Origin of the sequence: Neobacillus niacini (genome assembly GCF_023715785.1) — a bacterium.
GTDB lineage: Bacteria > Bacillota > Bacilli > Bacillales > Cytobacillaceae > Neobacillus > Neobacillus niacini_E.
Window position 1 is genome coordinate 23,071 of the sequence record NZ_JAMBOX010000015.1, and the last position, 20,387, is coordinate 43,457.

Consider the following 20,387-nt stretch of genomic DNA (forward strand, 5'->3'; position numbering starts at 1 on the left):
GGGAGGCTTTTACTATGTGCTTTGGCGGATACGGCGGCTTCGGCTACGGAGGTTACGGTTACGGTGGGACATTTGTTTTAATCGTTGTGTTATTCATCCTTTTAGTAATCATAGGAGCATCTTGCTACTATTAATTGGATATGGTTTTTAATAAAAAATGGTCCGTAAAAGGCTAACGGGTTCCGTTTTCTACGGTAAAACGTTCATTTTAAAAAAAATGCCAGGTAAAATGGATATTAATTTGCACCGCTTTTGCGGTGTTTTTTTATAAAAAATAACCTAAACTCACCTCCTGTGGCATGTCGGCAAGATGCTTTTCCAATATAATTATATTAATATGGACCAGATCGGTTGGACAAACATCCATACAAGAATAATATCAACGATTATCCTAAAAACACACAAAACGCCTGCAAAATTTGCAGGCGTCCGGAGGTAAAAACACGCAGATTATGCGGATTGTGGAGGTTTGTAATAATATATTACTTTCTAACAATTAAAGTGATTGGACAAAGTACTCATTTTATTCATTTTTTAATTATTTCAGAATAGTAGTAATAAATTTTACTTTTTTATAAAAAGTCCAAACAGCATAAGCTATATGTCATACGCTATTGTAAGCCGATAGCCATAGTACCGAAATGCATCACGTTAACCTCCTGAAGAAACATGCGGTAATATGGAACTCTTGGAAACTCCTGGGGAATAAAATTCCGGGAGTTTTTTAATTTGCCCATACAATTAATTGTCATTTGCATAGGTTATAGTAACAATTCGAGAGGGGGGGATGCTTATGGCAGATGGTGCATATGGCGGGGGATTTGCCTTATTCGTAGTTTTATTTATCTTACTCGTCATTATTGGTGCTTCTTTTTGTGGAGGCTGGTATTAAATAAAGGAAAAAAATTAATCATAAAGAAAGGGGAAAACTTATGTTTGGATATGGATACGGAGGGGGCGGCTGCGGTTTCGGCTATGGCGGCTATGGCGGCTGCGGTTTTGGCTATGGCGGTTGTGGTTTCGGGAACCCGTTTGTTTTAATTGTAGTATTATTTATCCTGTTAATCATTGTTGGTTGTGCTTGCTACTATTAATGTGTTTTTAAAGGTCCTTCTAAGGACCTTTGTTGTTTAATGGGGAATCAAAATGAATAATTCTTAAATCCAAACGAGCATTTTGATGGAAGCTTCGCACAAGAAGAATTCAAGTTAATAATAGCCTTTAAATGATGATGGAAAAAGCAGAGTGAAATACTAAATAACACGTGAAAAAGCAGGGGAAATTCGCAAATGAATTCACCCTGCTTTTTAATTTGAAAATCAGCAATATAAATATTGTTGGAAGTAAATAATGGGAAGTATTAATTTTTCAATTTTCCCCTCAAAAAACCAACGATCGCCTCATTCACTCTGTCAGCTTGCTCGGTAATTAACAGATGACCGGAATTTGGAATGATGGTTGTCTCGGCATGCGGAATTTTCTCTTTCATTGTTTTTGCTGCCTTATTAGCTCGATAAATTTTTTCTTCCTCTCCGACGATAAACAATACTGGAATCTTCACATCCCCGAGTTCCTCTTTTGAAAAGTTTTTAGGAATAGCAGCAAGAAGGGGTTTGCAATGCTTATAAGCTGTAATAATCTGCTGCATGACAATCGGGTGAATATCATATCCTTTTGCACAGAACCATTGCCATCCTCTTTTAATTCTTTTTTCTGATGGAAACAGCATAGAAGGATAAATGAACCAAGCAAGTTTTAAAAATGGAATGGGTAATATGGATGCAACCGGTGCAATGAGCACCAATTTTCTAAGGTTCTCCTGGCGTTTTCTTGCATAGGTCAAGGAGAGCCATCCGCCCATGGAATGGCCAATTAAATGAACGTTATCGATACCTAATCCAGTAAATACTTCATCAAGCCATAGAATGCAGTCTTCTTCTGTTTTCAATGGAGTCTGCACAAGGCTCTTTCCGAAATCCCCCAATGTATCGATGCAGTATACCCGATAGGTTTGCAGGGCCGTGATATTTTGATACCAGAAACTCGAATTTCCAGTCATGCCGTGCAACATGACGACGGGAATTCCATCTTTTGGTCCGCACATTATCACATGTGTTTCTCCATATTTTGTGGGAATTTTTACTATTTTCGTATGCCACCTCCCATAGCTGCATTACTTCATCATAGGCTTTTAGGAAATCTTCTTCTCCGGCTTTTGATTTAAAAATCGATAGGGTTGCTGTCATCTTTGGCTCCTTAATGGGTTCAATGGTTTAATTTTGGGTACAAACAATGATGGTAACAATCATTTAAGTAATTACCAATAATTTACAATATTGATAGGGAAAAAGGAAGTGAGGAGAAAGATGGTAGGATTCTTTAACTGGGTAAATATAGAGGGGATTCCTTGCCTCAAGACGTGGTCACAATAAAATAGAAATGATGATTGTACGATCTATTCGAAAATACAGCGGCAGCTCTACTGTACCTTCTGTTTTTAAGTGAAGTTAAAAATAGGGGTACAGCGGTAATCCCGTTTTAATATGGAGATGATGTACCTTTATATATTGTCTGATATAAATGAAAGTCCTTTGTTTATTCAGAAAGATACTTTTGTTCACTTTTAATAAAATGAGATTGCTGGTTTTTTATTGTTATTTATTACCGTATTTTTAAAGCTAAAATGGATGATTCAAACAAAAATGCTAATAATAAAAGCGAGGTACTAATAAGTTGAGGTGATTAAATGCCCATCCTCGAAATTGATGGATGCAGCCTTTACTACACAGTTAAAGGTAATGGGATTCCTATCATATTTATTCATCCGCCTGTCCTAACTTCCACAAACTTCACTTATCAGTCAGAAGAACTTTCCCGGTATTTTCAGGTCATTACCTTTGATATACGAGGACATGGCAGGAGTTCTTTTTCAAGCAAACCTGTCACCTATCCTCTAATTGTAGAGGATATAAAAAAAATAATTGGCTATCTAGATATAAAGCAAGCCTTTTTATGTGGCTATTCTGCAGGGGCATCAATCCTATTGGAATTTTTGTTATCAACTTCAAGGGAGCTTGCTTTAGGTGGGATCATCATTAGTGGGATGTCTGAGGTAGGTGACTGGCGCCTAAGAAACAGAATACGAATTGCTAAAACCCTTGTTAAGTTTGGGGCATTGCCTGCTTTGGCACGGTCAATAGCTAATAGTAATTCAGATACAGAAGAGCTGTTCGAGACGATGTTACTAGAAGCTAAAAAAGGGAATGCAAGGAACATCCTGCAATACTATAATTATTGTTTGAACTATAACTGTACGGAGCAACTTGATAAAATCCATAAGCCAATTTCCCTTATTTATGGCGAAATGGATAAACCATTTTCCCCTTATGCACAACTATTGCAAAAGAAACTGTCTCAAAATGAAATAACCTTTGTTAAAGGTATGAAACATCAAGTCCCAACAAAAGCTGCAAACGAATTGAATAAACTTATTTATCAATTTATCCAAAATCATTCTTTCAAACGGGGTGAATAAGCTTGGACGCCAAAATATTTCGTACAATAAATTCGTTTTCCGGACGTTATTGGTTTATAGATAGATTAATGATTCTTATTTCCAACAAGTTGAGATTTGTTTTCTTGTTCATTTTAGTTATTATGCTTTTTAGAAAAAGGAAAGCGACTTTTGAAGCAGTAGTATCTATTGTGATTTCGTTATTCATGCAATTTATTATTAAGTTATTTTATTTTAAACCACGTCCATTTTTAAAAAGCAAAGTAGGAATACTTACTCCCTCTAAAGTCGATTCTAGCTTTCCAAGCAAACATACTATTCTTGCTTTTGCTATTTCAACAACTGTCCTCTTTTATCAACGCACCCTTGGATCCATTATGATGGGGTTCTCGTTTTTATTGGGATTATCACGAATTTGGGTAGGTCATCATTATCCTTCTGATATAGCAGCCAGTGCCGTACTAGGGTCTTTTACAAGTTCAATCATTCATAAATTATTTCAAAGGAAATGTCATTAAATCTTTTCAACCTAAAAAAATTGACCTCATCGTTGTTTATGAGGGTGTATGTAGTTTTTTGTTCAGATTTTAATCCTTATTCAACTCTAGGGTGTGTTACTTGAAGATCTGGCGGCCATTGCGGTGGCCATTTTTTATTAATTTGAGAGTAACGACTTACGAGAACCAAGTGCATTAAAGCAAATAATTAATAATTTAATAAAAAAGAATGTACACTTAATTAGTATGTATAATGAGCAAAACAACTTTATTAGAGGAGTCAGTGAAATGAAAATCGAGCATGTGGCTATCTGGGTCAAAGATTTAGAAGCGATGAGAAAGTTTTATGAAACCTATTTTAATGGAAAAGCAAACGAGAAATATCATAATAAAGTGAAGGAATTTGAATCTTATTTTCTTACGTTCGACGGTGGTGCCCGTTTGGAGATCATGCGCAAGGCAGGAATTGATCAGCCGGATCGGGACGACCGGATTGGCTGGGCTCATATTGCCGTTTCTCTCGGCAGCAGGGAAGCGGTTGATGAACTGACAGAGCGCTTGCAGCATGATGGCTACCGCCTTGTGAATGGCCCGCGTGTAACGGGGGACGGCTATTATGAGAGTGTCATTGAAGATCCTGAGGGAAACCTCTTGGAATTGACTGTGTAAAAAACTGGTTAACAAGACAAAGAGCCTGTTAATTATAACGGCTCTTTTTTCTTAGATTGTGGCTTTTCCACGTAAGGTCTTATTTATCAGAATATAATTTTATCTAATTTAGGTTTGAACAAATAGCTTGTTATTTCATATTTTTTTTCGAAACGACAATTGAGTGCATACTGATTTATTATTGAAGTTTGAAGGAAATTAGGAATCCTCCAAAGTATATGTTACAATGTGTTTACCATTTGATTTACTTTTTTCATGTTTCCCTACTCATTAGTGAGTGGGGTTTTTTCTTTTTTAAGAAAAATTAAAAACAGACTCTAAAAAAGAGTCTGTTCATGCTTGGCTGTATAATTAAGCTTTACGAACGTTAGCAGCTTGTGCTCCACGTTGACCTTGCTCAACATCAAAAGTCACTTCTTGACCTTCTTCTAAAGTTTTGTAGCCTTCGCCTTGGATAGCTGAGAAATGAACGAATACGTCTTCTCCACCTTCACGTTCGATGAATCCGAAGCCTTTTTCGCCATTAAACCATTTTACTTTACCTTTTTCCATGTTTGTTGCCTCCTAGTGTGTTAGCACACACATTGTATTACTATCCTTGCTCTCAGTGATCATCAAGACGAAAAGTTTTTACTAAATCTATCCTTTACACCGAACAAAAATAATTCTTCTATAGAATAACATTTTTTAAAACATTTTACAAGTCACCTTAATCTTTTACAGCTGCCAAAAACAGCAGCTTTTAACAATACTTAGTATTGAACTTGTTTTTGTTGTTCTAATACGACTGCAAGAAAAATGTGTAGAAAGATTAACAGATAGCAAGCAAAAGCCTTCCGTTGTTTCGCCATCATGACCATCATCTCCAAAAAGATTATATTGTCAGATAAATTTTACCGTATTAAAAAATATATAAGGTGGTAAATTATGACGGAATTGCGAATGTTTTCGCATAACAAAAAAACAGAATATCATCGGTTTGACGATACCCTGGTTTGCTACTATTTCTGCAGATTTTTCCTCATAAGAGCTGCCACTTGTAGGTTATCTGGCTTAGATGTGTTTTCGAGATTCTTAATAATTAACTCTTGTCGTTCCACGGGATGGTTTTGATTCAATTTCGCTTTTGCATCCATTTTGGTTATGTTTATTTTGAACGCGACGATTCCTTTAGTCATTCCCTCGATATAATGGGGATCCACATCGTTTAGACTGTATGGGCTATCGGGTTGTTCATATTTGCTTACCATCTCATGTAAAGAGTCTGCTATTACGTTTGGATCTTCGACAATCTCCAATTTGCCATATACATGGATAGCCACATAATTCCATGTCGGTACTGCCTTCGCTGTTTCATACCAAGAAGGTGAAATATAGCAGTGCGGGCCTTGGAACACCGCGAGAACCTGCTGATTTTCGGCATCCTTCCATTGTTCGTTCGGACGAGCAAAATGACCATATAAAGCATTTTCGGACTTATTTAATAGCAGTGGAAGATGGGTGGCATAAGGCTCACCATTGTGCTGAGAAAATAAAGTGGCAAAGCTGTAAGATTCAATAAAATCGCAGATCGTTTCTTCATCATCTAGTTTAAAGTGTTTAGGAATATACATTCTGCACCCCGCATGTAAATATCTTATAATATATAGTTTATAATATTTGTTTCCTTGTGTAGTACCAGATTTTTAATATTTTGGGGTTAGTGGTAACCAGCTCTGCTACTAACAAAGAAAATAGGGGCGTTTATGGTCCGTTCCTTTCAGTAAAAATAGACGGGGAGAATTGTCCCTATGGTCTACTTTAACTGGTCACGCTTTCGTGAAATTAGACGAACCCAAATTAACTGAATAATCCCTGCAACCAATACACCGATAAGGGTATCTCTCATTCTGTCGATCGCATAATGCTTTGTTTTGTGTTCAAATATGAAGACAAATAATATCGTAAGGGCCACCTGATGGAGAACTTTCTTGTCAAACTTTAAATACTTTGCAATATAACATCCAAATAAAATTAAAAGTCCCAAATTCCATCCTGTTACAGAAAAATATCTTGCTATCAAAACAGTAACCGATATCCCGATCACGGTTCCAATCACCCGTTTTATCGACAGGCTCACGGTTTTATCCATTGTTGATTGAATCGTGAGGATGACGGAAAGTGGAGCTAAATAAGGATGGTCGGAACCAAACAGTTTGGATAACTCCCAGGATAAAGCAGAGCCTATGGCTAATTTCCAAATAAGAAGAGTTAAATTTTCATTTTGATTTGCATTTTTCTGTGACTCCATATTCACCTCAGTAGAATCTGTCATCTTTTATCTTTATTAGTGTGTATTACGATCTATTTTTTATTAGTAAGCATTTTGATTCTTCTTACCTCAATAAACTTCTGTTTTTTCAGTAACTTCTTTGCCTGTGATCTCTTCATAGCGTATTTTTTGTGATGAACAACGAAAAATAAAATAAAAAATACAAATTTTCCTATTTTTGTGCTAATTTATTGATAGTTAGTAAAAAAATAGGTGGGTGAATGTATGCAGTTATTAGTATTTTCTTGTAGTACCGTGTTTATCTATTTTAATATTTTTCTTGCTAAGAGTTTAATTAAAGAAACCCAAGATCCCTATAAGCTAAATAGCCGGTTAGTTAAACTTTTAAATGTGGTGAAAGTTGCCCCGGTTATAGCTTTTTTCATCTTATTGGGTTTAGTCTCACTCTATTTTCATACTAAGGCAGGAATTAGGCTCTCACACGCTTGGTATGATTCACAATTTTGGGCTTACGCTACTCTTTTCTATTTCTTCTATAGATTAACGAAGAACAAACTTAGTCTTATTTTTGCTGCATTATCGATTTTTATAGCCATCTATAATACGCCATTATTTCATTATGAGCATTTATTTAACGGTCGCAGCATGATTGTCTCTGACATTTTCGGAATTTTGATGTTTCTGTCTATGTGGTTTGCCGTTTCAAAAATTACTGCGAAGTTTCGCTTGCAGCTAAAAAGTAATATAGCCTAATAGTCAGGCACTTTTGCCGTAAAGTTGGTGATGGTTCTAGCTTATTTAGGGTTACGAACTATTTGATTGACAATTTGCAGAATTTACACTATTATCGCCTTAGTTAATTAAAAAGTTGAATGTATATTTTTCTTCTTATCAAGAGAGGTGGAGGGACTGGCCCTTTGAAGCCTCGGCAACAGGTTCTGACGAATACTGTGCCAATTCCATCAAGCACATGCTTGAAAGATGAGAAGAGAGTTAATTAGGCTCTCTTCTTATGAGGAGAGTTTTTTATTTATTCATAAATTCCAACTTGAGAAATAGGAATACTAGATAATTAGACTAGCAGAGGAGAGAGTAGACATGAAATATGGTTTTTGGTTACCGATTTTTGGAGGCTGGTTACGGAATGTGGATGAGGAACATATGCCGCCAACGTTTGAATATGCCAAACAAGTCATTCAATTGGCCGAAAAATGGGGATACTCGACGACGTTAATCGCTGAATTATATTTAAATGATATAAAAGGCCCGGAGCATGATTCTCTCGAAGCTTGGTCCACAGCAGCCGCACTTGCGGCCGTGACGGAAACAATTGAAATCATGACCGCGATTCGCCCTGGTTTTCATAATCCTGCTGTCACAGCAAAGATGGCAGCCAATATTGATCACATCAGTAACGGCCGTTTTACGCTAAACGTGGTTTCTGCTTGGTGGGCAGAAGAAGCACGTCAATATGGCGGAATTTTTACCGAGCACGATGAGCGTTATGCCCGTACCGAGGAGTTTATTGATGTTCTAAAGGGGTTATGGACAGAAGAAACCTTCCATTTTTCCGGCCAATTTTACGACCTAAAAGACACGAAGCTTGCTCCGAAGCCTGTTCAACGACCGAACCCGATTCTTTACGCAGGCGGGGAAAGTGAAAAAGGCAAGCAAACCATTGCCGAAAAATGTGATGCTTATGTGATGCACGGTGGAACAGTGGAAGAGATTGAGCGAAAAATTACCGATATGAAGGCACGCCGTGAACAAACTGGCAATGCGCCATTTAAGTCTTTTGGTATGGCTGCTTATGTTATTTGCCGTGATACAGAAGAAGAGGCCTTGGCTGAGCTTGAAAAAATCACCACAGTGAAAGACTCCAGCGGTTATGTTGGCTTTAAAGACTTCACGACAAAATCACAATTGGAGCAGCAAATCCAATTACAGGATTACTCGGTTTCCAATCGCGGCCTGCGGCCAAACCTAGTAGGAACACCAGAGCAAATTGCCGAGCGAATTTTACAATATGAAGAAGCTGGATTAGACTTGTTGCTATTGCAATTCTCGCCGCAGCTGGAGGAAATGGAACGCTTTGCCAAGCAGGTTATGCCATTAGTGGAACAAAACCGCAGTTTACTAAAGAACTAGAAAGGGGTCGTAAAAATGAGCAAGGTATATGTCATCCATGAAAATAGTGAGTGGACCGTCCATTTAACAAAAAGGTTGGAGGAACTGGGTGTTCCTTATGAAGAATGGCATTTAGACGAAGGGACGCTGGATTTATCGACAGAACCGCCGGAAGGGATCTTCTATAGCCGAATGAGTGCTTCTTCCCATACACGTGACCATCGTTTTGCCGCTGAATTTACTGGACAAGTATTAGCCTGGTTGGAAGCACATGGCCGGACGGTGTTAAATGGAACAAGCGCCCTAAGGCTAGAGGTTAGTAAGGTGTTACAATACTTAGAGTTAAACAAGTATGGTGTGAAGACGCCAAAAACGATTGCTGCGGTAGGAAAACAGAACATTCTAAAGGCTGCCGAAGCATTTGTGGGACAACCCTTTATTACGAAGCATAACCGTGCCGGTAAAGGGTTAGGTGTTCAATTATTCCATAGTGTAGAAGCGTTCAAAGCTTATGTGGAAGGACCAACTTTCGAAGAACCAGTCGATGGCATTACCCTTATTCAAGAGTACATTCAATCTCCTGAAAGCTACATCACTCGCTGTGAGTTTGTAGGAGGAAACTTTGTGTATGCCGTGAAGGTGGATACTTCTGAAGGATTTGAGCTTTGCCCGGCGGACGCCTGCCAAATTGGCGATTTATTCTGCCCGGTAGGAGAAGAAGTAGAAGAGAAGCCAAAGTTCCAAATCATTGACGGATTTGAGGACGAGATTTTAGAAAGATATAAAAAGGTTTTAGAGGGTAATGGTATTCAAGTAGCGGGAATCGAGTTTATCCGAAATGCGGATGGTGAAATTTATACGTACGATATCAATACCAACACAAACTATAATTCTGATGCAGAAGCAAAAGCTGGGAAATATGGCATGCTCGAAGTCGCTTTATTTTTAAAGAAGACATTGGAAGAAAAGTACGCAGCAGCAGCAACGATGTAATTTGGTTCAAGTAAATATAGATTAATGTAAAACTAAGCTGTCCTAATTGGCGGCTTTTTTTTGTTTGCAACATAATATTTATTTGAGTTAAAAGTGGAATATGCAGATTTGGTGAGAGTGGCAAATCCTTTTACGCTTCAAAGCAATAAGATAATTTGTGAAGTATTGTACTAATCGGGAATGAAAGACAATCGTCATTGACTGACAATTTTAGGTTTAGTGAAAACCTTCCCATTATTTAATTCACACCAATCTTCTAATTCTTCATACGTTACCACAACTACGATGATTGCAATTAGCCATCATTAGATTTGCCTACCGAATACAAGGTGATGCTTGGTTTAAGTGTTTACTGTCTTTAAATTATATCGGAATAACTTTGTAATGAAATTATCATATTGCTGTGATGAGGCTGTTATACCTTTCTAGTATAGTGAACTTATCAAATCACACGAGGAGGAAACAATCATGCTAAAGAAATTCATCATAGCCTTTACCATTTTAGCTTCTTGTGGCACTTTGTTCGCCGCCAAGGGTGATAAAGCAGAAGCGGCATATTATCATACAAAAGCAATCTCCGTTGCAAAAGCAAATCTAGGGGTACCATATAAATGGGGCGGAATTTCGCCGAGCGGATTTGACTGTTCAGGCCTCGTTAAATATTCTTTCGGAAAAGCGGGAATTACACTAAATCGCACCGCTGCCCAAATGTACTATGGAAACGGATATCGACCATCTAATTTGGAAATCGGTGACTTACTATTCTATGCACCGAATAAAGCAAGTGCCCCGACTCATGTTGCCATCTATATGGGATACGGCAAAATGATTATGGCATCCTCATCAAAAGGTGTTATAGTAACTAAAACAAGCAACCCATATTGGCATGCTAGATATATTGGAGCCAAGCGGATTTAAAGATCATCGGAATCGATGGTCTTTTTTTGTATGTTTTCGGCTTTTATTTTTCATCTACATGATCCCGAAATAAATCAATATTTAAATTCCCATTCGAACCTACGACCGCGTATGCAATGTCAGTTACTTGAAGATTTCTCATTTTTAATTGAGCCAGGAACCATTCCTTGTTGTGATCATGATCAGAGAGATTTTCCTCCAATAGTTCTCCATCAAACACCAATTCTACGGGGGCCTTGCTTGTAGATGGAGTCAAATGGATATCCTTCCTCAGGACGTTTTGATATTCCGCTTTTTTTAATACCGATAACAAACCGTTCATCTCTAAAATCGCACATTCCACTTCATCGATGTTAAAGATGTCTTTGCCGCGTAACGCCTGTGTCAGCATGTCTAATGAATACCCAATCTTCTTAAGCGATTCCTCCAGGATTTGATTAAGAAGGTTGGTTCCCTAGCATATGGACAAACACCCATAATAGGATAAAGGCTGTAAGGGTTCTGAAGAGTATTTCTAAAGGTTCCTGACATGGCGGTTCTCCCTTGTAAAAGACAAGCAATTGGCAATAGTATGTTCCATCAGCAAGTGAATTATTCCTTCCAGCTTCACCGATATAATAAAAGGCCTTCAGCATTATAGCCGAAAGCCTGATCGCACGAATGTATTTATTGGTTTCGAAGATGCAGCTTGTTATAGTCCTGGATGGCCTGTTGTAAAGTAGCCTTTGTTGATACTTTTGCGTGCAAATCGATACCTAATTCCACAATGGTATTGGTTATTTCCGGGCGCACCCCCGTTAACACCGCTTCGCAGCCTTGAATCCGTATTCCGTTAATGATGTTAAACAAATGATTTAAGACAGCGGTGTCCATATAAGATACACCTGAAAGGTCGATAATGATGTAACTGATATGCTGCTGATAGATTCTTTCCAACACCTTTAATTGAATATGTTTGGCTCGTTTTGTATCCACCATTCCGATGATCGGTAAAATCGCCATTGTATCGGACAATGGGATAACCGGAACAATTAAATCATCGATTAACTCATTTTGTGCCTCAATGAGAAAACTTTTGTATTCCGAAAAACTGGATGAGAAATGCGTTACATAGGTATCCAGGTTAAAATTTATATTTCGCTCGATTTCAAAGAATTCCTTTTTGCTTATGTCGATATTATTATAATAATTAAATAGGAAATCCCAATAGCATTTGCGAACAGTTTGAAACCACTCCAGCTTAACAATTAACTCCAACTCCAACTTTGCCCAAGTCTTTCCGTGCTCTTTTGCGTGCATGACCAAGCCAAACTCGTCTGCCTCATTTAACAACGTGACAATCTGATGCGTCGAATTTAACACATACTGCTCATCAATATGCTTGACCCCTTTAATATGTTCAAACAAAGTTTTCCCCTGTGCTCTAAGCAGTTCCATAAAGCTTTCTTTATTATGACCATAAAAATCACTAAAGGTATGATTTTCAACATATGGCAGATTCAATTCTAACACCCCTACATCCTTTTTCTCCCGAACAGGAAACTCAATCGTAAAATTTGTTCCTAATCCTACCTCGCTTGCAACGGTAATTTTTCCATTATGTTCGTAAATTGTTGAATAAACCTGGGTTAAGCCCATGCCTGTCCCCGCTTCTTTTGAAGTGAAGAACGGAGTTCCAAGGATTCCAAGTTTATCTTCCGGTATGCCTACTCCTGTATCCTGGATCGATACCAATAATTTCCCGTTTTCCATATAATGTTTAACTGTGATGGTACCGGATTCGGGCATCGCTTCAAACGCATTTTTAATAAGGTTAAACAGCGCTTTTTTTAGTTGATTCCGCTTGCCATACACGGTTGCATGGGTATCTTGTAATTGCTTTTCAATGGAAACATGATAGATTTGATTTTGAAACAGGTATAAGATGGATTCAATTTCAGTCGATAGGTTGATATCAGAAAGACCTTCGTCATCAAGGTCAGGCTTCGATACATTCAACAGGTTTTGCATGGTTAGTAACGCATTTTCTAATTCCTCAACCGCAATGTCCAAGTAGGAATGGGGCTGCTCTTCCTTCAATAAATGTAAAAAACCCTTAACAGTGGTTAAAGGGTTCCTAACCTCATGAGCAATTCCTGCCGCGATTTGTCCTACTGCTGCTAAACGATCAAGTGTTATGTCATTCTTGTTATCTTTGTTTGTATGGTATGGTTCTCCATTTAACGGCAATAATCCTCGTTCCTTCCTTTGAAGTTTCGACGCTAAAATCATCCATCAATCTTTTAGCCCCCACAAGACCCATTCCCAATCCTTTTTTTTGAAAATTGGTTTGGCCTTGAAGAATCTCATCTATTTTTTTGATGCCTTTGCCAAAGTCCTGAACGATTACTTTGATCCCTTTATTCTCTATTTCTTCAAAATAGACAAATCCATTGCTGCCTGCATGGTCAATAATATTCCGGGAAAGCTCAGAAACGGCGACAATTAACTTTTGAGTATCCACCTCGGAAAAATGAAGGGACCTGGTTAACATCCGGATGGCATTCAAGGTAATCCTTATGTCATTTTCTGAAGTGATTGTAATTTTTCTAATCATATTATGATTATAGAACATATTGCTATAGTAGAAAATAAAATTTTTGAAAATTGAAAGATTCACATACTTAAAGGGGCCGGTCTAATAAGATCCGGCCTTCCTCTGATGAAGTTTCTCCTACGCAGTAAGCTGATCGTGCAACAAGAGCTTTAATTTTTTTCTGCCGCGGTGAACTCGTACTTTTACCGTGCTAACGTTAAGGCCAAGGACGCTGGCGATTTCTTGTTCGTTTAAGTTCTGATTTACCTTTAGTATGAGTACATCCCGATAGTGAATATTCATTTCCTGTATCGCGGATTGAACCTGTTCCTGCAACATGACTGTCTCCACTTCAACCTCCACATTCTGATCCGTATGTTTCCCTAGGATATCAAGCATTTCCGCTTCTAACGGCAGCCCCTTTCTTTTCTGCTCTCTGCGGATAAAGTCAATGGCGGTTCGGGTGGTAATAGAGGAAAGCCATGCCCCTAATTTGCTGTTGTCTTCAATCGTATCGATTTTATTAAATGCTTTTATAAACGATTCCTGAACGATATCCTCCGCCAAATGCCAATCCTTTGTAATCGAATAGCCAATATAAAACATCCGTTGCCTATATAATTCAAATGCCTCCGCAATATCAATCCTGCTCATTGTCCATCTCTCCATTCTATTCATCGCAAAGGAGCCGGTTTATTTCCTTTTCTGTTGCTCCTGCGAACCTTACATATCTATATACCTCTGATACGGCTGGAAAGTTTGCGAACGGCTGGAAAAATTTAAAATAGGAATTTTGACCTAAAAATACTGCAGCAGTACACCTGGAAAATTCGGATACTGCCTACATTTCGTCATAATTTTTCCAATATGCAGGAACTTAGTGGAAATCTGTCAAATTAGTAGGTATAAAGATTACAGTGTTAAGAGGGATAACATGAATAATCAAATTGGGTATATAGGTGCGAAAATAAAAGAGTTAGCTGGAGACCATGTTCAACGATTGAATTCGGCCACTACAAATGAAAAATTTATAACCCCTCTTTTGGATAAGTGGGAGTGTTCCAAGAAAGTCGAGGCAAACTTATGCCTTCTGGTCGGGGAGTATTTAATTAGCCAAACCACAGAAAATAAACATAATCTACTCGCTTTTGTAAAAGACTTGGGTCTGACGCTCATTATTTCGAATGCCACTTTGAATCAATCCATCCGTTTTTTTTATGGAACTCGTGGTTCCATCCTGGATTTACTCCATCAAGAAGTGCTTGGGAAAAGGATATCGATAGAGTGCTATTTTGAAGTGATGAAAATCATTGAGCAATTATTCCAACTGATGTCCAAAACACTTTTGAAGATATACAACGAAGAAATTGACTTTATCAGGCTTGCTTTAGATGATGCGGAAAAGGATTTAACCATGACGCTGAAAGAGCTTGCTGACCTGGAGAGAGTCTTAAATGAAGCCACGATTTTTGCCATTTCGGATCACGAGGATAAAATTATCTATGTAAATGATAACTTATGCCAATTATATAAATATAGCAGAGAGGAATTAATCGGGAAACCTCATAGTATCTTCTCTTCTAACTATCATCCCCCTTCCTTCTTCCATGAAGTATGGGAAACGATTCAAAGTGGAGAAGCCTGGAAAGGGGAAATATTAAATCAGGCAAAGGACGGAACAAAATATTGGCTCGATACCACGATTATTCCGTTTTTAGATGCAAACGGTGAGCACTATAAACATATCTCGATTCAATATGATATTACGGAAAAAAGAAAATCGGAAGAAATGATCCGTAAAGCCGAAAAGCTTTCGATGATTGGAGAATTGGCAGCCGGGATTGCACACGAAATCCGAAACCCGCTCACCACCATTAGGGGATTTGTCCAGCTTCTAAATAATAATGGAATAAATCCATACTATGCTGACACCATTCTTGATGAAATCGATCGGATTAATTTTATTGTCAGTGAATTGATGGTCTTTGCCAAGCCTCACCAGGTTGTGTTCAGAGATTGCGATATAACAAGTATTTTGCTGAGTGTGATAAAATTTCTCGAGCCGGAAGCCAATCTTAAAAATGTGAATATTGACTGCCAATTTCCAATCGAGGAAGTCGTGATTTCCGGGGAAAAAAATCAATTGAAACAAGTGTTTATAAACCTAATCAAGAATGCCATTGAGGCTATGCCTAGTGGAGGCAAAGTTTCTGTGGTGGTTGAAAAGATCTTGCAATCGATTGTCATCACGGTAAAGGATGAAGGCAAGGGGATGGAAGCGGAACAGATCAAGCGGCTGGGAGAGCCTTTTTTTACGACAAAGCAGGATGGCAACGGCTTAGGACTCATGGTAAGCTATAAAATCATTCAGAACCATAAGGGATCGATTCATGTTGCGAGTGAAGTAAACCAAGGCACCACGTTTACCATCTCATTTGATGCCCCTCAAAGCAGCGGTGACCGCCCAAGTGCAATAGAATAAGGATTTTTAGATGGAAAAAGCAGTTGGATTCGGTTAGAATCAACTGCTTTTTCTATCTGTAGTCATTTTTTGAAGACCATCAATCTCTTACGCTAAAATCGCCGGAACTGGTTCTGGCTGTTAACTTATATTTTCCGTCTCCGCTTTGGCCAACAATGCGGTGTTCGGATTTCTCGGAGTATTTCATTTTATCCAAATTCGCTGTGGCATCGCCGGAGCTCGATTTGTAATCCACTTTCATGGAAACGGCTGGTTTTGCAAAGCTTACGTCAAGATCACCGCTGCTGCTTTCCAACGATACATTACCAGTCATTTCTTCTGCTGTAACGACAATATCACCAGAAGATGTATTCATTTTGATATCTTCCGAGACTAGATCATCTGATACGATTTTACCGCTGCTTGTGTAGAGATCGGTTGCCTTGGCTTCATTATCCTTCATCCTAATATCACCACTGCTTGATTCAATGTCCAGTGTATTGGAACGATTGCCATTAGCCTCAATATCTCCGCTAGAGGCTTTCAGGACAAGCGTATCCTCGGCCGTAACATCGCTGACTTCGATATCCCCTGATTGTGTTTCGACAGTTACTTCCTTTGCTTTCACTTCATTTAAGGCGATATCTCCAGATGCCGCATTGATTTCAATGGAATTATAATCTTGTTGGGGCACTTTGATCTTCAGGCTTACTTTTGTAAAGTTAAACATCATAAATTGAAACTTATCTTTCTTTTCCATCGTGATTTTAACGGTATCACCGTCTTGATCGATATCCAGCTTATATAAATTTTTGCTCTTTTTTCCCACTTGACCTGAAAAATCAGCTTCAATCTTATCCCCGCTAGTTGGCTGAACGTTAATATCGACAGTAGGGGAGTCAATGACAATATTACTAATTCCTTTTGCTGATATGTCTTTATTTTGATGAACATCTACTGAACTGAAGGTAAAAGCTTCTGCACCTGATGTGTTGATTGACATGATGACACCGATTATTCCAATGGCCACGAGCCCTAACGCCCCGCACATAATTTTTCTCATTTTTTATTCTCCTTTTATTAATTTTATATTCCAATTTACATACGTACTAAAAATCTTATATAACCCTTTTCCCGCCTTAACCATTCCTGCTCCAAGTGCTATTCCTATTCCGCATAGAATCAGGGATAGAAACAACTCCATGGTGGTAAAGCCGCCGATCACTACCTGTGTCACGACAAAAAGCGGCGATAAAACAAAGCTGGCCGAGACAATCCAAAGAGACAGATAAACAGCAAAAATCGTTATGACGGGACCTAGCACAAAAATGAGATTAAAGAAAAATAAACTGATGGATGCCAGGATGACTCGACCTATATGAGGATAAGATTCATTTTCCGAATCAATCGGCAACGGGTAGTGTTCAGCTAACGTCCCCGGCAAATGTGTATTGGCCTTGCGATTTTCCGTCGCGACCTCTATAAGGTCCTGATACAGTTCGATTAATTTCTCCCGATCGTCCGTTGGCAGCCCTTTTAATCGTTCTTCCAACTCCTGCAGCATTTCTTCGTTTTTCATATCCTTCGTTCCTTTCTGTAACCCTATGACCTTATCATACAAAGAAAAAGTCATATGACTGTAGTGAGTTCAGTCATGAAATTCCGCATTACCTTTGGAGTTCGTCCGGCAAACGATGAAATTTATTTATTTTTGGACTATTAGAATTACCTAAATTCTTGTAAGATAGGTAAGTATAGGAAAATAGTAACAGAAGGGGAGGTGGAGGTTTGAAGAAGACAGATTATGAGTGGATGTGGGTGGACTGGTTTATTTTTTTCTTAAGATTGTGCTGGTATCTGGCGGGCATTCTTTCTCTCTTTATTCAAGTGAAAGGTGAAAGCGTCCTTTCCTATTTGGCTTTTGTTGGGATATTAACCGTCTATTATATTGTCCCGCACATTTTTTGGAGACCTGGCTACAAGAACCCGGTCCTTTATCCCGTTGCTGAGCTCATTGTGGCAGGCGGAGCCTCTGTCTATTTTAATGTCGTATCGCACATTAACCTTGGTGGGGCCATGATCCTCATGTCCATCTTAATGATTGGTTACCTTGCTACAAAACAGACGGCCAAATGGACCTTTCCCGTGTTTTTAATTTTATTTCCAATCCCTACATTGTGGACCCTAGACACCGTTACTTATTTTCTTCAGTACATTGATATCTTAATTTTTCTAGGATTTGGAGCTTGCTTTAATTATGTGATTCAATCGCAGCAGAAGACAAAACGAATCATCGCTGAAAATAATAAACAATATCAATTAATCCAAGAACAGTATCGGGTGCTTCTTCAGTATGCAGAACAGATTGAGAAGGTGACGCTGCTCCAAGAACGCAACCGGCTGGCACAAGAGCTGCATGATACGATCGGCCATCACTTTACTTCGGTTACAATGGGACTTGATGCCGTTACTTATTTGCTGGAAACAGACATTGAAAGGGCTAAACAGAAGGTAGAAAACCTTGCCAACGTTTCCCGTAAAGGCCTAGAAGACATTCGGAAACACATCCATCAAATTGCTCCATCAGAAAATGAGCAGCCATTATCGGAGCTATTATATAAAATTGTTACTAGTTTCAAAGAAAATACAGATACTGCTGTACAGTTCCATAGACAAGGGCAGGAATTTCCTATTTCCAAAAATATAAAACTCGCATTTATCCGTTGTCTTCAAGAGGCGTTGACCAATGCTAAAAGACATGGCGGTGCATCAGAAATTATCATCGATTACCTGTTTACTGATTCGGAAGTTGTCTTAATCATTGAGAACAATGGAAGTCCAATCGATGCTTTGCAGCCTGGTTTTGGCCTAACCGCTATGAAGGAACGAATTGGTGAGCTGCAAGGAAATCTTGATATTACAAGTGGAAAACATCAAGGAGTAAAGCTGACGATTACAGTACCGATAAAAGGGGTGGCCTAAATGAGTGTCATAAAATTAGTCATCGCAGATGATCAAGAGCTGATTCGCGAAAGCTTGTCGATCGTGTTAGATATGGATGATGAGATGGAAATCGTCGGTTTGGCGGAAAATGGTGCTGAAGCCATTGATTTATGCCAACAGCAACAACCCGACATGATATTGATGGACATTAATATGCCGGAAATGGACGGGATATCGGCAACGAAAATCATCAAACAACGCTGGCCGGAGACGAGGGTCATTATTTTAACAACCTTCCAAGAGGTCAATTATGTGATAGACGCTTTGGCCATTGGGGCAGAAGGTTATTTGTTAAAAGCGATTCACCCAAAGGACTTGCTTGCAGGCATTAAATTGATTCATAAGGGCGGCACCCTGCTGCCACAGGATTTGGCCAAGCTGCTCGTTCAGCAAATTAACAGTCCTGAGCCACAAGCCCCCCAAGAAAACAAGAACAACTATGACTTAACCGAACGGGAAGAAGAAGTGCTGGAATGCATTGCTCAAGGGTTAAGCAATCGGCTGATTGCAGAAAGGCTGTTTCTGTCGGAGGGAACCGTTAAGAACTATATTTCTAGTATCTACCATAAGCTAGATGTAAAGGACCGGTTTCAAGCGGCGTTAAAGGCGAAGGAGGAGGGGTTAACGGGAGGGATGTGACAATAACTAGTGTCATAAATAAAAAACGCGTCAGGTACTGCCACTTATGACGCGTCGGAGTGAAAAATTCAGCCGAACACGTCACATGAAATAGAGCTCCTTTCAAACCATATGGATACCTTATATGCTTTATTGAAATAATGGGTATTAAAGCAGAGGCTTATATCCTATTTCTTTGGTACTATTAGGATGTCTTATTTTTTAAAAAACATGTTTTGAGAAGTAACGGAGTAGGTAAGTGAAATAATAATTTGAACAGTTAGATTTTGGAGGAGAAATACGATGGAACAAACCAATATTCCTAAATCAATTGATGAATATATTTTGCAGTATCCTGAAGAGGTTCAAGAAATACTGAAGACAATTAGAAAGGTTATTAAGGAATCAGCGCCAAATGCTATGGAAAAAATAAGCTATGGAATGCCTACTTTTGTTTTACATCAGAATTTGGTGCATTTTGCTGCATACAAAAACCATATAGGATTCTATCCAACTTCAAGCGGCATTACTGCTTTTAAACAGGAATTAACGGGATATAAGACCTCTAAAGGTGCAGTCCAATTCCCAATTGGAAAACCTATCCCTTATGAATTGATTGGTCAAATCGTAAAATTTAGAGTGGCTGAAAACATAAGTAAAGCAGAAGAGAAAATAAAAAAGAAGAAATAGTTTATTATTGAGGTTTTTTCGACGAGCGGGCGAGTAAGTTCAATAAGAAT

General features: G+C 38.6%; 24 protein-coding genes and 1 riboswitch. Of the genes, 14 read left to right on the top strand and 10 right to left on the bottom strand.

Translation table 11 applies throughout. The annotated features are described in order from the left end of the window. Positions 1–14: 14 nt before the first annotated feature. From M3234_RS21985 to yjcZ, 3 genes are all read left to right on the top strand, one after another. Positions 15–134, top strand: coding sequence for a YjcZ family sporulation protein (locus M3234_RS21985; RefSeq protein ID WP_262306761.1), 120 nt, complete (start codon positions 15–17; stop codon positions 132–134). Between the two features lie 659 nt (positions 135–793). After that, positions 794–892: a YjcZ family sporulation protein gene (locus tag M3234_RS21990; RefSeq protein ID WP_082692813.1), complete on the top strand. Its 99-nt coding sequence runs from the start codon at positions 794–796 to the stop codon at positions 890–892. 40 nt (positions 893–932) lie between these two features. Next, positions 933–1,094, top strand: a complete 162-nt coding sequence (gene yjcZ / locus M3234_RS21995; protein WP_262306762.1) for a sporulation protein YjcZ — start codon at positions 933–935, stop codon at positions 1,092–1,094. Between the two features lie 266 nt (positions 1,095–1,360). On the opposite strand, the gene M3234_RS22000 is transcribed toward yjcZ, so the two are convergent. Then, the gene (locus M3234_RS22000) at positions 1,361–2,104 is read right to left on the bottom strand and encodes an alpha/beta fold hydrolase (RefSeq protein WP_262306880.1); all 744 of its coding nucleotides are present in this window, start codon (positions 2,102–2,104) and stop codon (positions 1,361–1,363) included. A 642-nt stretch (positions 2,105–2,746) separates the two neighbouring features. Between M3234_RS22000 and M3234_RS22005 the strand changes: the two genes are divergently transcribed. The 3 genes from M3234_RS22005 (at position 2,747) to M3234_RS22015 (ending at position 4,680) form a co-directional block, all read left to right on the top strand. Beyond that, a complete protein-coding gene (locus M3234_RS22005; protein ID WP_262306763.1) occupies positions 2,747–3,535 on the top strand; it encodes an alpha/beta fold hydrolase in 789 nt (262 codons plus the stop codon). A gap of 2 nt (positions 3,536–3,537) precedes the next feature. Further along, positions 3,538–4,032, top strand: coding sequence for an undecaprenyl-diphosphatase (locus tag M3234_RS22010; protein WP_262306764.1), 495 nt, complete (start codon positions 3,538–3,540; stop codon positions 4,030–4,032). Positions 4,033–4,299: 267 nt separating this feature from the next. Beyond that, the gene (locus M3234_RS22015; RefSeq protein WP_262306765.1) at positions 4,300–4,680 is read left to right on the top strand and encodes a VOC family protein; all 381 of its coding nucleotides are present in this window, start codon (positions 4,300–4,302) and stop codon (positions 4,678–4,680) included. A gap of 351 nt (positions 4,681–5,031) precedes the next feature. Here the strand turns inward: M3234_RS22015 and M3234_RS22020 are convergent, their stop codons facing one another. From M3234_RS22020 to M3234_RS22030, 3 genes are all read right to left on the bottom strand, one after another. Continuing rightward, positions 5,032–5,232, bottom strand: a complete 201-nt coding sequence (locus tag M3234_RS22020) for a cold-shock protein (RefSeq protein WP_027322326.1) — start codon at positions 5,230–5,232, stop codon at positions 5,032–5,034. Positions 5,233–5,681: 449 nt separating this feature from the next. Then, a complete protein-coding gene (locus M3234_RS22025; protein ID WP_262306766.1) occupies positions 5,682–6,293 on the bottom strand; it encodes an FMN-binding negative transcriptional regulator in 612 nt (203 codons plus the stop codon). Between the two features lie 182 nt (positions 6,294–6,475). Then, a complete protein-coding gene (locus M3234_RS22030) occupies positions 6,476–6,970 on the bottom strand; it encodes an FUSC family protein (RefSeq protein ID WP_262306767.1) in 495 nt (164 codons plus the stop codon). Between the two features lie 246 nt (positions 6,971–7,216). Here M3234_RS22030 and M3234_RS22035 point away from each other — a divergent pair, with 246 nt between their 5' ends. From M3234_RS22035 to M3234_RS22050, 4 genes are all read left to right on the top strand, one after another. Further along, complete coding sequence (locus M3234_RS22035; protein ID WP_262306768.1) at positions 7,217–7,705, top strand: hypothetical protein; 489 nt, start codon at positions 7,217–7,219, stop codon at positions 7,703–7,705. Positions 7,706–7,837: 132 nt separating this feature from the next. Continuing rightward, positions 7,838–7,940, top strand: a riboswitch (SAM riboswitch). Positions 7,941–8,050: 110 nt separating this feature from the next. Then, the gene (locus M3234_RS22040; RefSeq protein ID WP_262306769.1) at positions 8,051–9,100 is read left to right on the top strand and encodes an LLM class flavin-dependent oxidoreductase; all 1,050 of its coding nucleotides are present in this window, start codon (positions 8,051–8,053) and stop codon (positions 9,098–9,100) included. Positions 9,101–9,115: 15 nt separating this feature from the next. Beyond that, complete coding sequence (locus M3234_RS22045; RefSeq protein WP_262306770.1) at positions 9,116–10,072, top strand: ATP-grasp domain-containing protein; 957 nt, start codon at positions 9,116–9,118, stop codon at positions 10,070–10,072. 468 nt (positions 10,073–10,540) lie between these two features. Continuing rightward, complete coding sequence (locus M3234_RS22050; protein ID WP_262306771.1) at positions 10,541–10,990, top strand: C40 family peptidase; 450 nt, start codon at positions 10,541–10,543, stop codon at positions 10,988–10,990. A gap of 43 nt (positions 10,991–11,033) precedes the next feature. Here the strand turns inward: M3234_RS22050 and M3234_RS22055 are convergent, their stop codons facing one another. The 4 genes from M3234_RS22055 to M3234_RS22070 form a co-directional block, all read right to left on the bottom strand. Then, positions 11,034–11,423: a DUF421 domain-containing protein gene (locus M3234_RS22055; RefSeq protein ID WP_311315685.1), complete on the bottom strand. Its 390-nt coding sequence runs from the start codon at positions 11,421–11,423 to the stop codon at positions 11,034–11,036. Between the two features lie 233 nt (positions 11,424–11,656). Further along, positions 11,657–13,219 (bottom strand): ATP-binding protein, encoded by a 1,563-nt coding sequence (locus M3234_RS22060; RefSeq protein WP_262306773.1) that lies wholly within the window; start codon positions 13,217–13,219, stop codon positions 11,657–11,659. Then, positions 13,179–13,586 (bottom strand): ATP-binding protein, encoded by a 408-nt coding sequence (locus M3234_RS22065; RefSeq protein WP_262306774.1) that lies wholly within the window; start codon positions 13,584–13,586, stop codon positions 13,179–13,181. The genes M3234_RS22060 and M3234_RS22065 overlap by 41 nt, the downstream gene beginning before the upstream one ends. Before the next feature lie 117 nt (positions 13,587–13,703). Further along, the gene (locus tag M3234_RS22070) at positions 13,704–14,219 is read right to left on the bottom strand and encodes an RNA polymerase sigma factor (RefSeq protein WP_262306775.1); all 516 of its coding nucleotides are present in this window, start codon (positions 14,217–14,219) and stop codon (positions 13,704–13,706) included. A 280-nt stretch (positions 14,220–14,499) separates the two neighbouring features. Between M3234_RS22070 and M3234_RS22075 the strand changes: the two genes are divergently transcribed. Then, positions 14,500–16,047 carry an ATP-binding protein gene (locus tag M3234_RS22075; protein WP_262306776.1) on the top strand — a complete coding sequence of 516 codons (1,548 nt, stop codon included), beginning with the start codon at positions 14,500–14,502 and terminating at the stop codon, positions 16,045–16,047. Positions 16,048–16,126: 79 nt separating this feature from the next. Here M3234_RS22075 and M3234_RS22080 read toward each other — a convergent pair whose 3' ends face one another. After that, entirely contained in the window at positions 16,127–17,089 is a 963-nt protein-coding gene (locus tag M3234_RS22080) for a DUF4097 domain-containing protein (RefSeq protein ID WP_262306777.1), read from the bottom strand. A gap of 3 nt (positions 17,090–17,092) precedes the next feature. After that, on the bottom strand, positions 17,093–17,605 hold the full coding sequence (locus M3234_RS22085) for a DUF1700 domain-containing protein (protein WP_262306778.1): 513 nt from the start codon (positions 17,603–17,605) through the stop codon (positions 17,093–17,095). Positions 17,606–17,814: 209 nt separating this feature from the next. Between M3234_RS22085 and M3234_RS22090 the strand changes: the two genes are divergently transcribed. The 3 genes from M3234_RS22090 to M3234_RS22100 all read left to right on the top strand — a co-directional run bounded on the left by M3234_RS22090 (position 17,815) and on the right by M3234_RS22100 (position 20,337). Continuing rightward, positions 17,815–19,008, top strand: a complete 1,194-nt coding sequence (locus M3234_RS22090) for a sensor histidine kinase (RefSeq protein WP_262306779.1) — start codon at positions 17,815–17,817, stop codon at positions 19,006–19,008. After that, positions 19,009–19,668, top strand: a complete 660-nt coding sequence (locus M3234_RS22095) for a response regulator (protein ID WP_262306780.1) — start codon at positions 19,009–19,011, stop codon at positions 19,666–19,668. A gap of 282 nt (positions 19,669–19,950) precedes the next feature. Then, a complete protein-coding gene (locus M3234_RS22100) occupies positions 19,951–20,337 on the top strand; it encodes an iron chaperone (protein ID WP_262306781.1) in 387 nt (128 codons plus the stop codon). The last annotated feature ends 50 nt before the right edge of the window (positions 20,338–20,387 follow it).

Coding starts and splice junctions, on each gene's coding strand:
- M3234_RS21985 (WP_262306761.1), top strand. CDS start 15: ATGTGCTTTGGCGGATACGGCGGCTTCGGCTACGGAGGTTACGGTTAC.
- M3234_RS21990 (WP_082692813.1), top strand. CDS start 794: ATGGCAGATGGTGCATATGGCGGGGGATTTGCCTTATTCGTAGTTTTA.
- yjcZ (WP_262306762.1), top strand. CDS start 933: ATGTTTGGATATGGATACGGAGGGGGCGGCTGCGGTTTCGGCTATGGC.
- M3234_RS22000 (WP_262306880.1), bottom strand. CDS start 2,104: ATGTGCGGACCAAAAGATGGAATTCCCGTCGTCATGTTGCACGGCATG.
- M3234_RS22005 (WP_262306763.1), top strand. CDS start 2,747: ATGCCCATCCTCGAAATTGATGGATGCAGCCTTTACTACACAGTTAAA.
- M3234_RS22015 (WP_262306765.1), top strand. CDS start 4,300: ATGAAAATCGAGCATGTGGCTATCTGGGTCAAAGATTTAGAAGCGATG.
- M3234_RS22020 (WP_027322326.1), bottom strand. CDS start 5,232: ATGGAAAAAGGTAAAGTAAAATGGTTTAATGGCGAAAAAGGCTTCGGA.
- M3234_RS22025 (WP_262306766.1), bottom strand. CDS start 6,293: ATGTATATTCCTAAACACTTTAAACTAGATGATGAAGAAACGATCTGC.
- M3234_RS22030 (WP_262306767.1), bottom strand. CDS start 6,970: ATGGAGTCACAGAAAAATGCAAATCAAAATGAAAATTTAACTCTTCTT.
- M3234_RS22035 (WP_262306768.1), top strand. CDS start 7,217: ATGCAGTTATTAGTATTTTCTTGTAGTACCGTGTTTATCTATTTTAAT.
- M3234_RS22040 (WP_262306769.1), top strand. CDS start 8,051: ATGAAATATGGTTTTTGGTTACCGATTTTTGGAGGCTGGTTACGGAAT.
- M3234_RS22045 (WP_262306770.1), top strand. CDS start 9,116: ATGAGCAAGGTATATGTCATCCATGAAAATAGTGAGTGGACCGTCCAT.
- M3234_RS22050 (WP_262306771.1), top strand. CDS start 10,541: ATGCTAAAGAAATTCATCATAGCCTTTACCATTTTAGCTTCTTGTGGC.
- M3234_RS22065 (WP_262306774.1), bottom strand. CDS start 13,586: ATGATTAGAAAAATTACAATCACTTCAGAAAATGACATAAGGATTACC.
- M3234_RS22070 (WP_262306775.1), bottom strand. CDS start 14,219: ATGAGCAGGATTGATATTGCGGAGGCATTTGAATTATATAGGCAACGG.
- M3234_RS22075 (WP_262306776.1), top strand. CDS start 14,500: ATGAATAATCAAATTGGGTATATAGGTGCGAAAATAAAAGAGTTAGCT.
- M3234_RS22080 (WP_262306777.1), bottom strand. CDS start 17,089: ATGAGAAAAATTATGTGCGGGGCGTTAGGGCTCGTGGCCATTGGAATA.
- M3234_RS22085 (WP_262306778.1), bottom strand. CDS start 17,605: ATGAAAAACGAAGAAATGCTGCAGGAGTTGGAAGAACGATTAAAAGGG.
- M3234_RS22095 (WP_262306780.1), top strand. CDS start 19,009: ATGAGTGTCATAAAATTAGTCATCGCAGATGATCAAGAGCTGATTCGC.
- M3234_RS22100 (WP_262306781.1), top strand. CDS start 19,951: ATGGAACAAACCAATATTCCTAAATCAATTGATGAATATATTTTGCAG.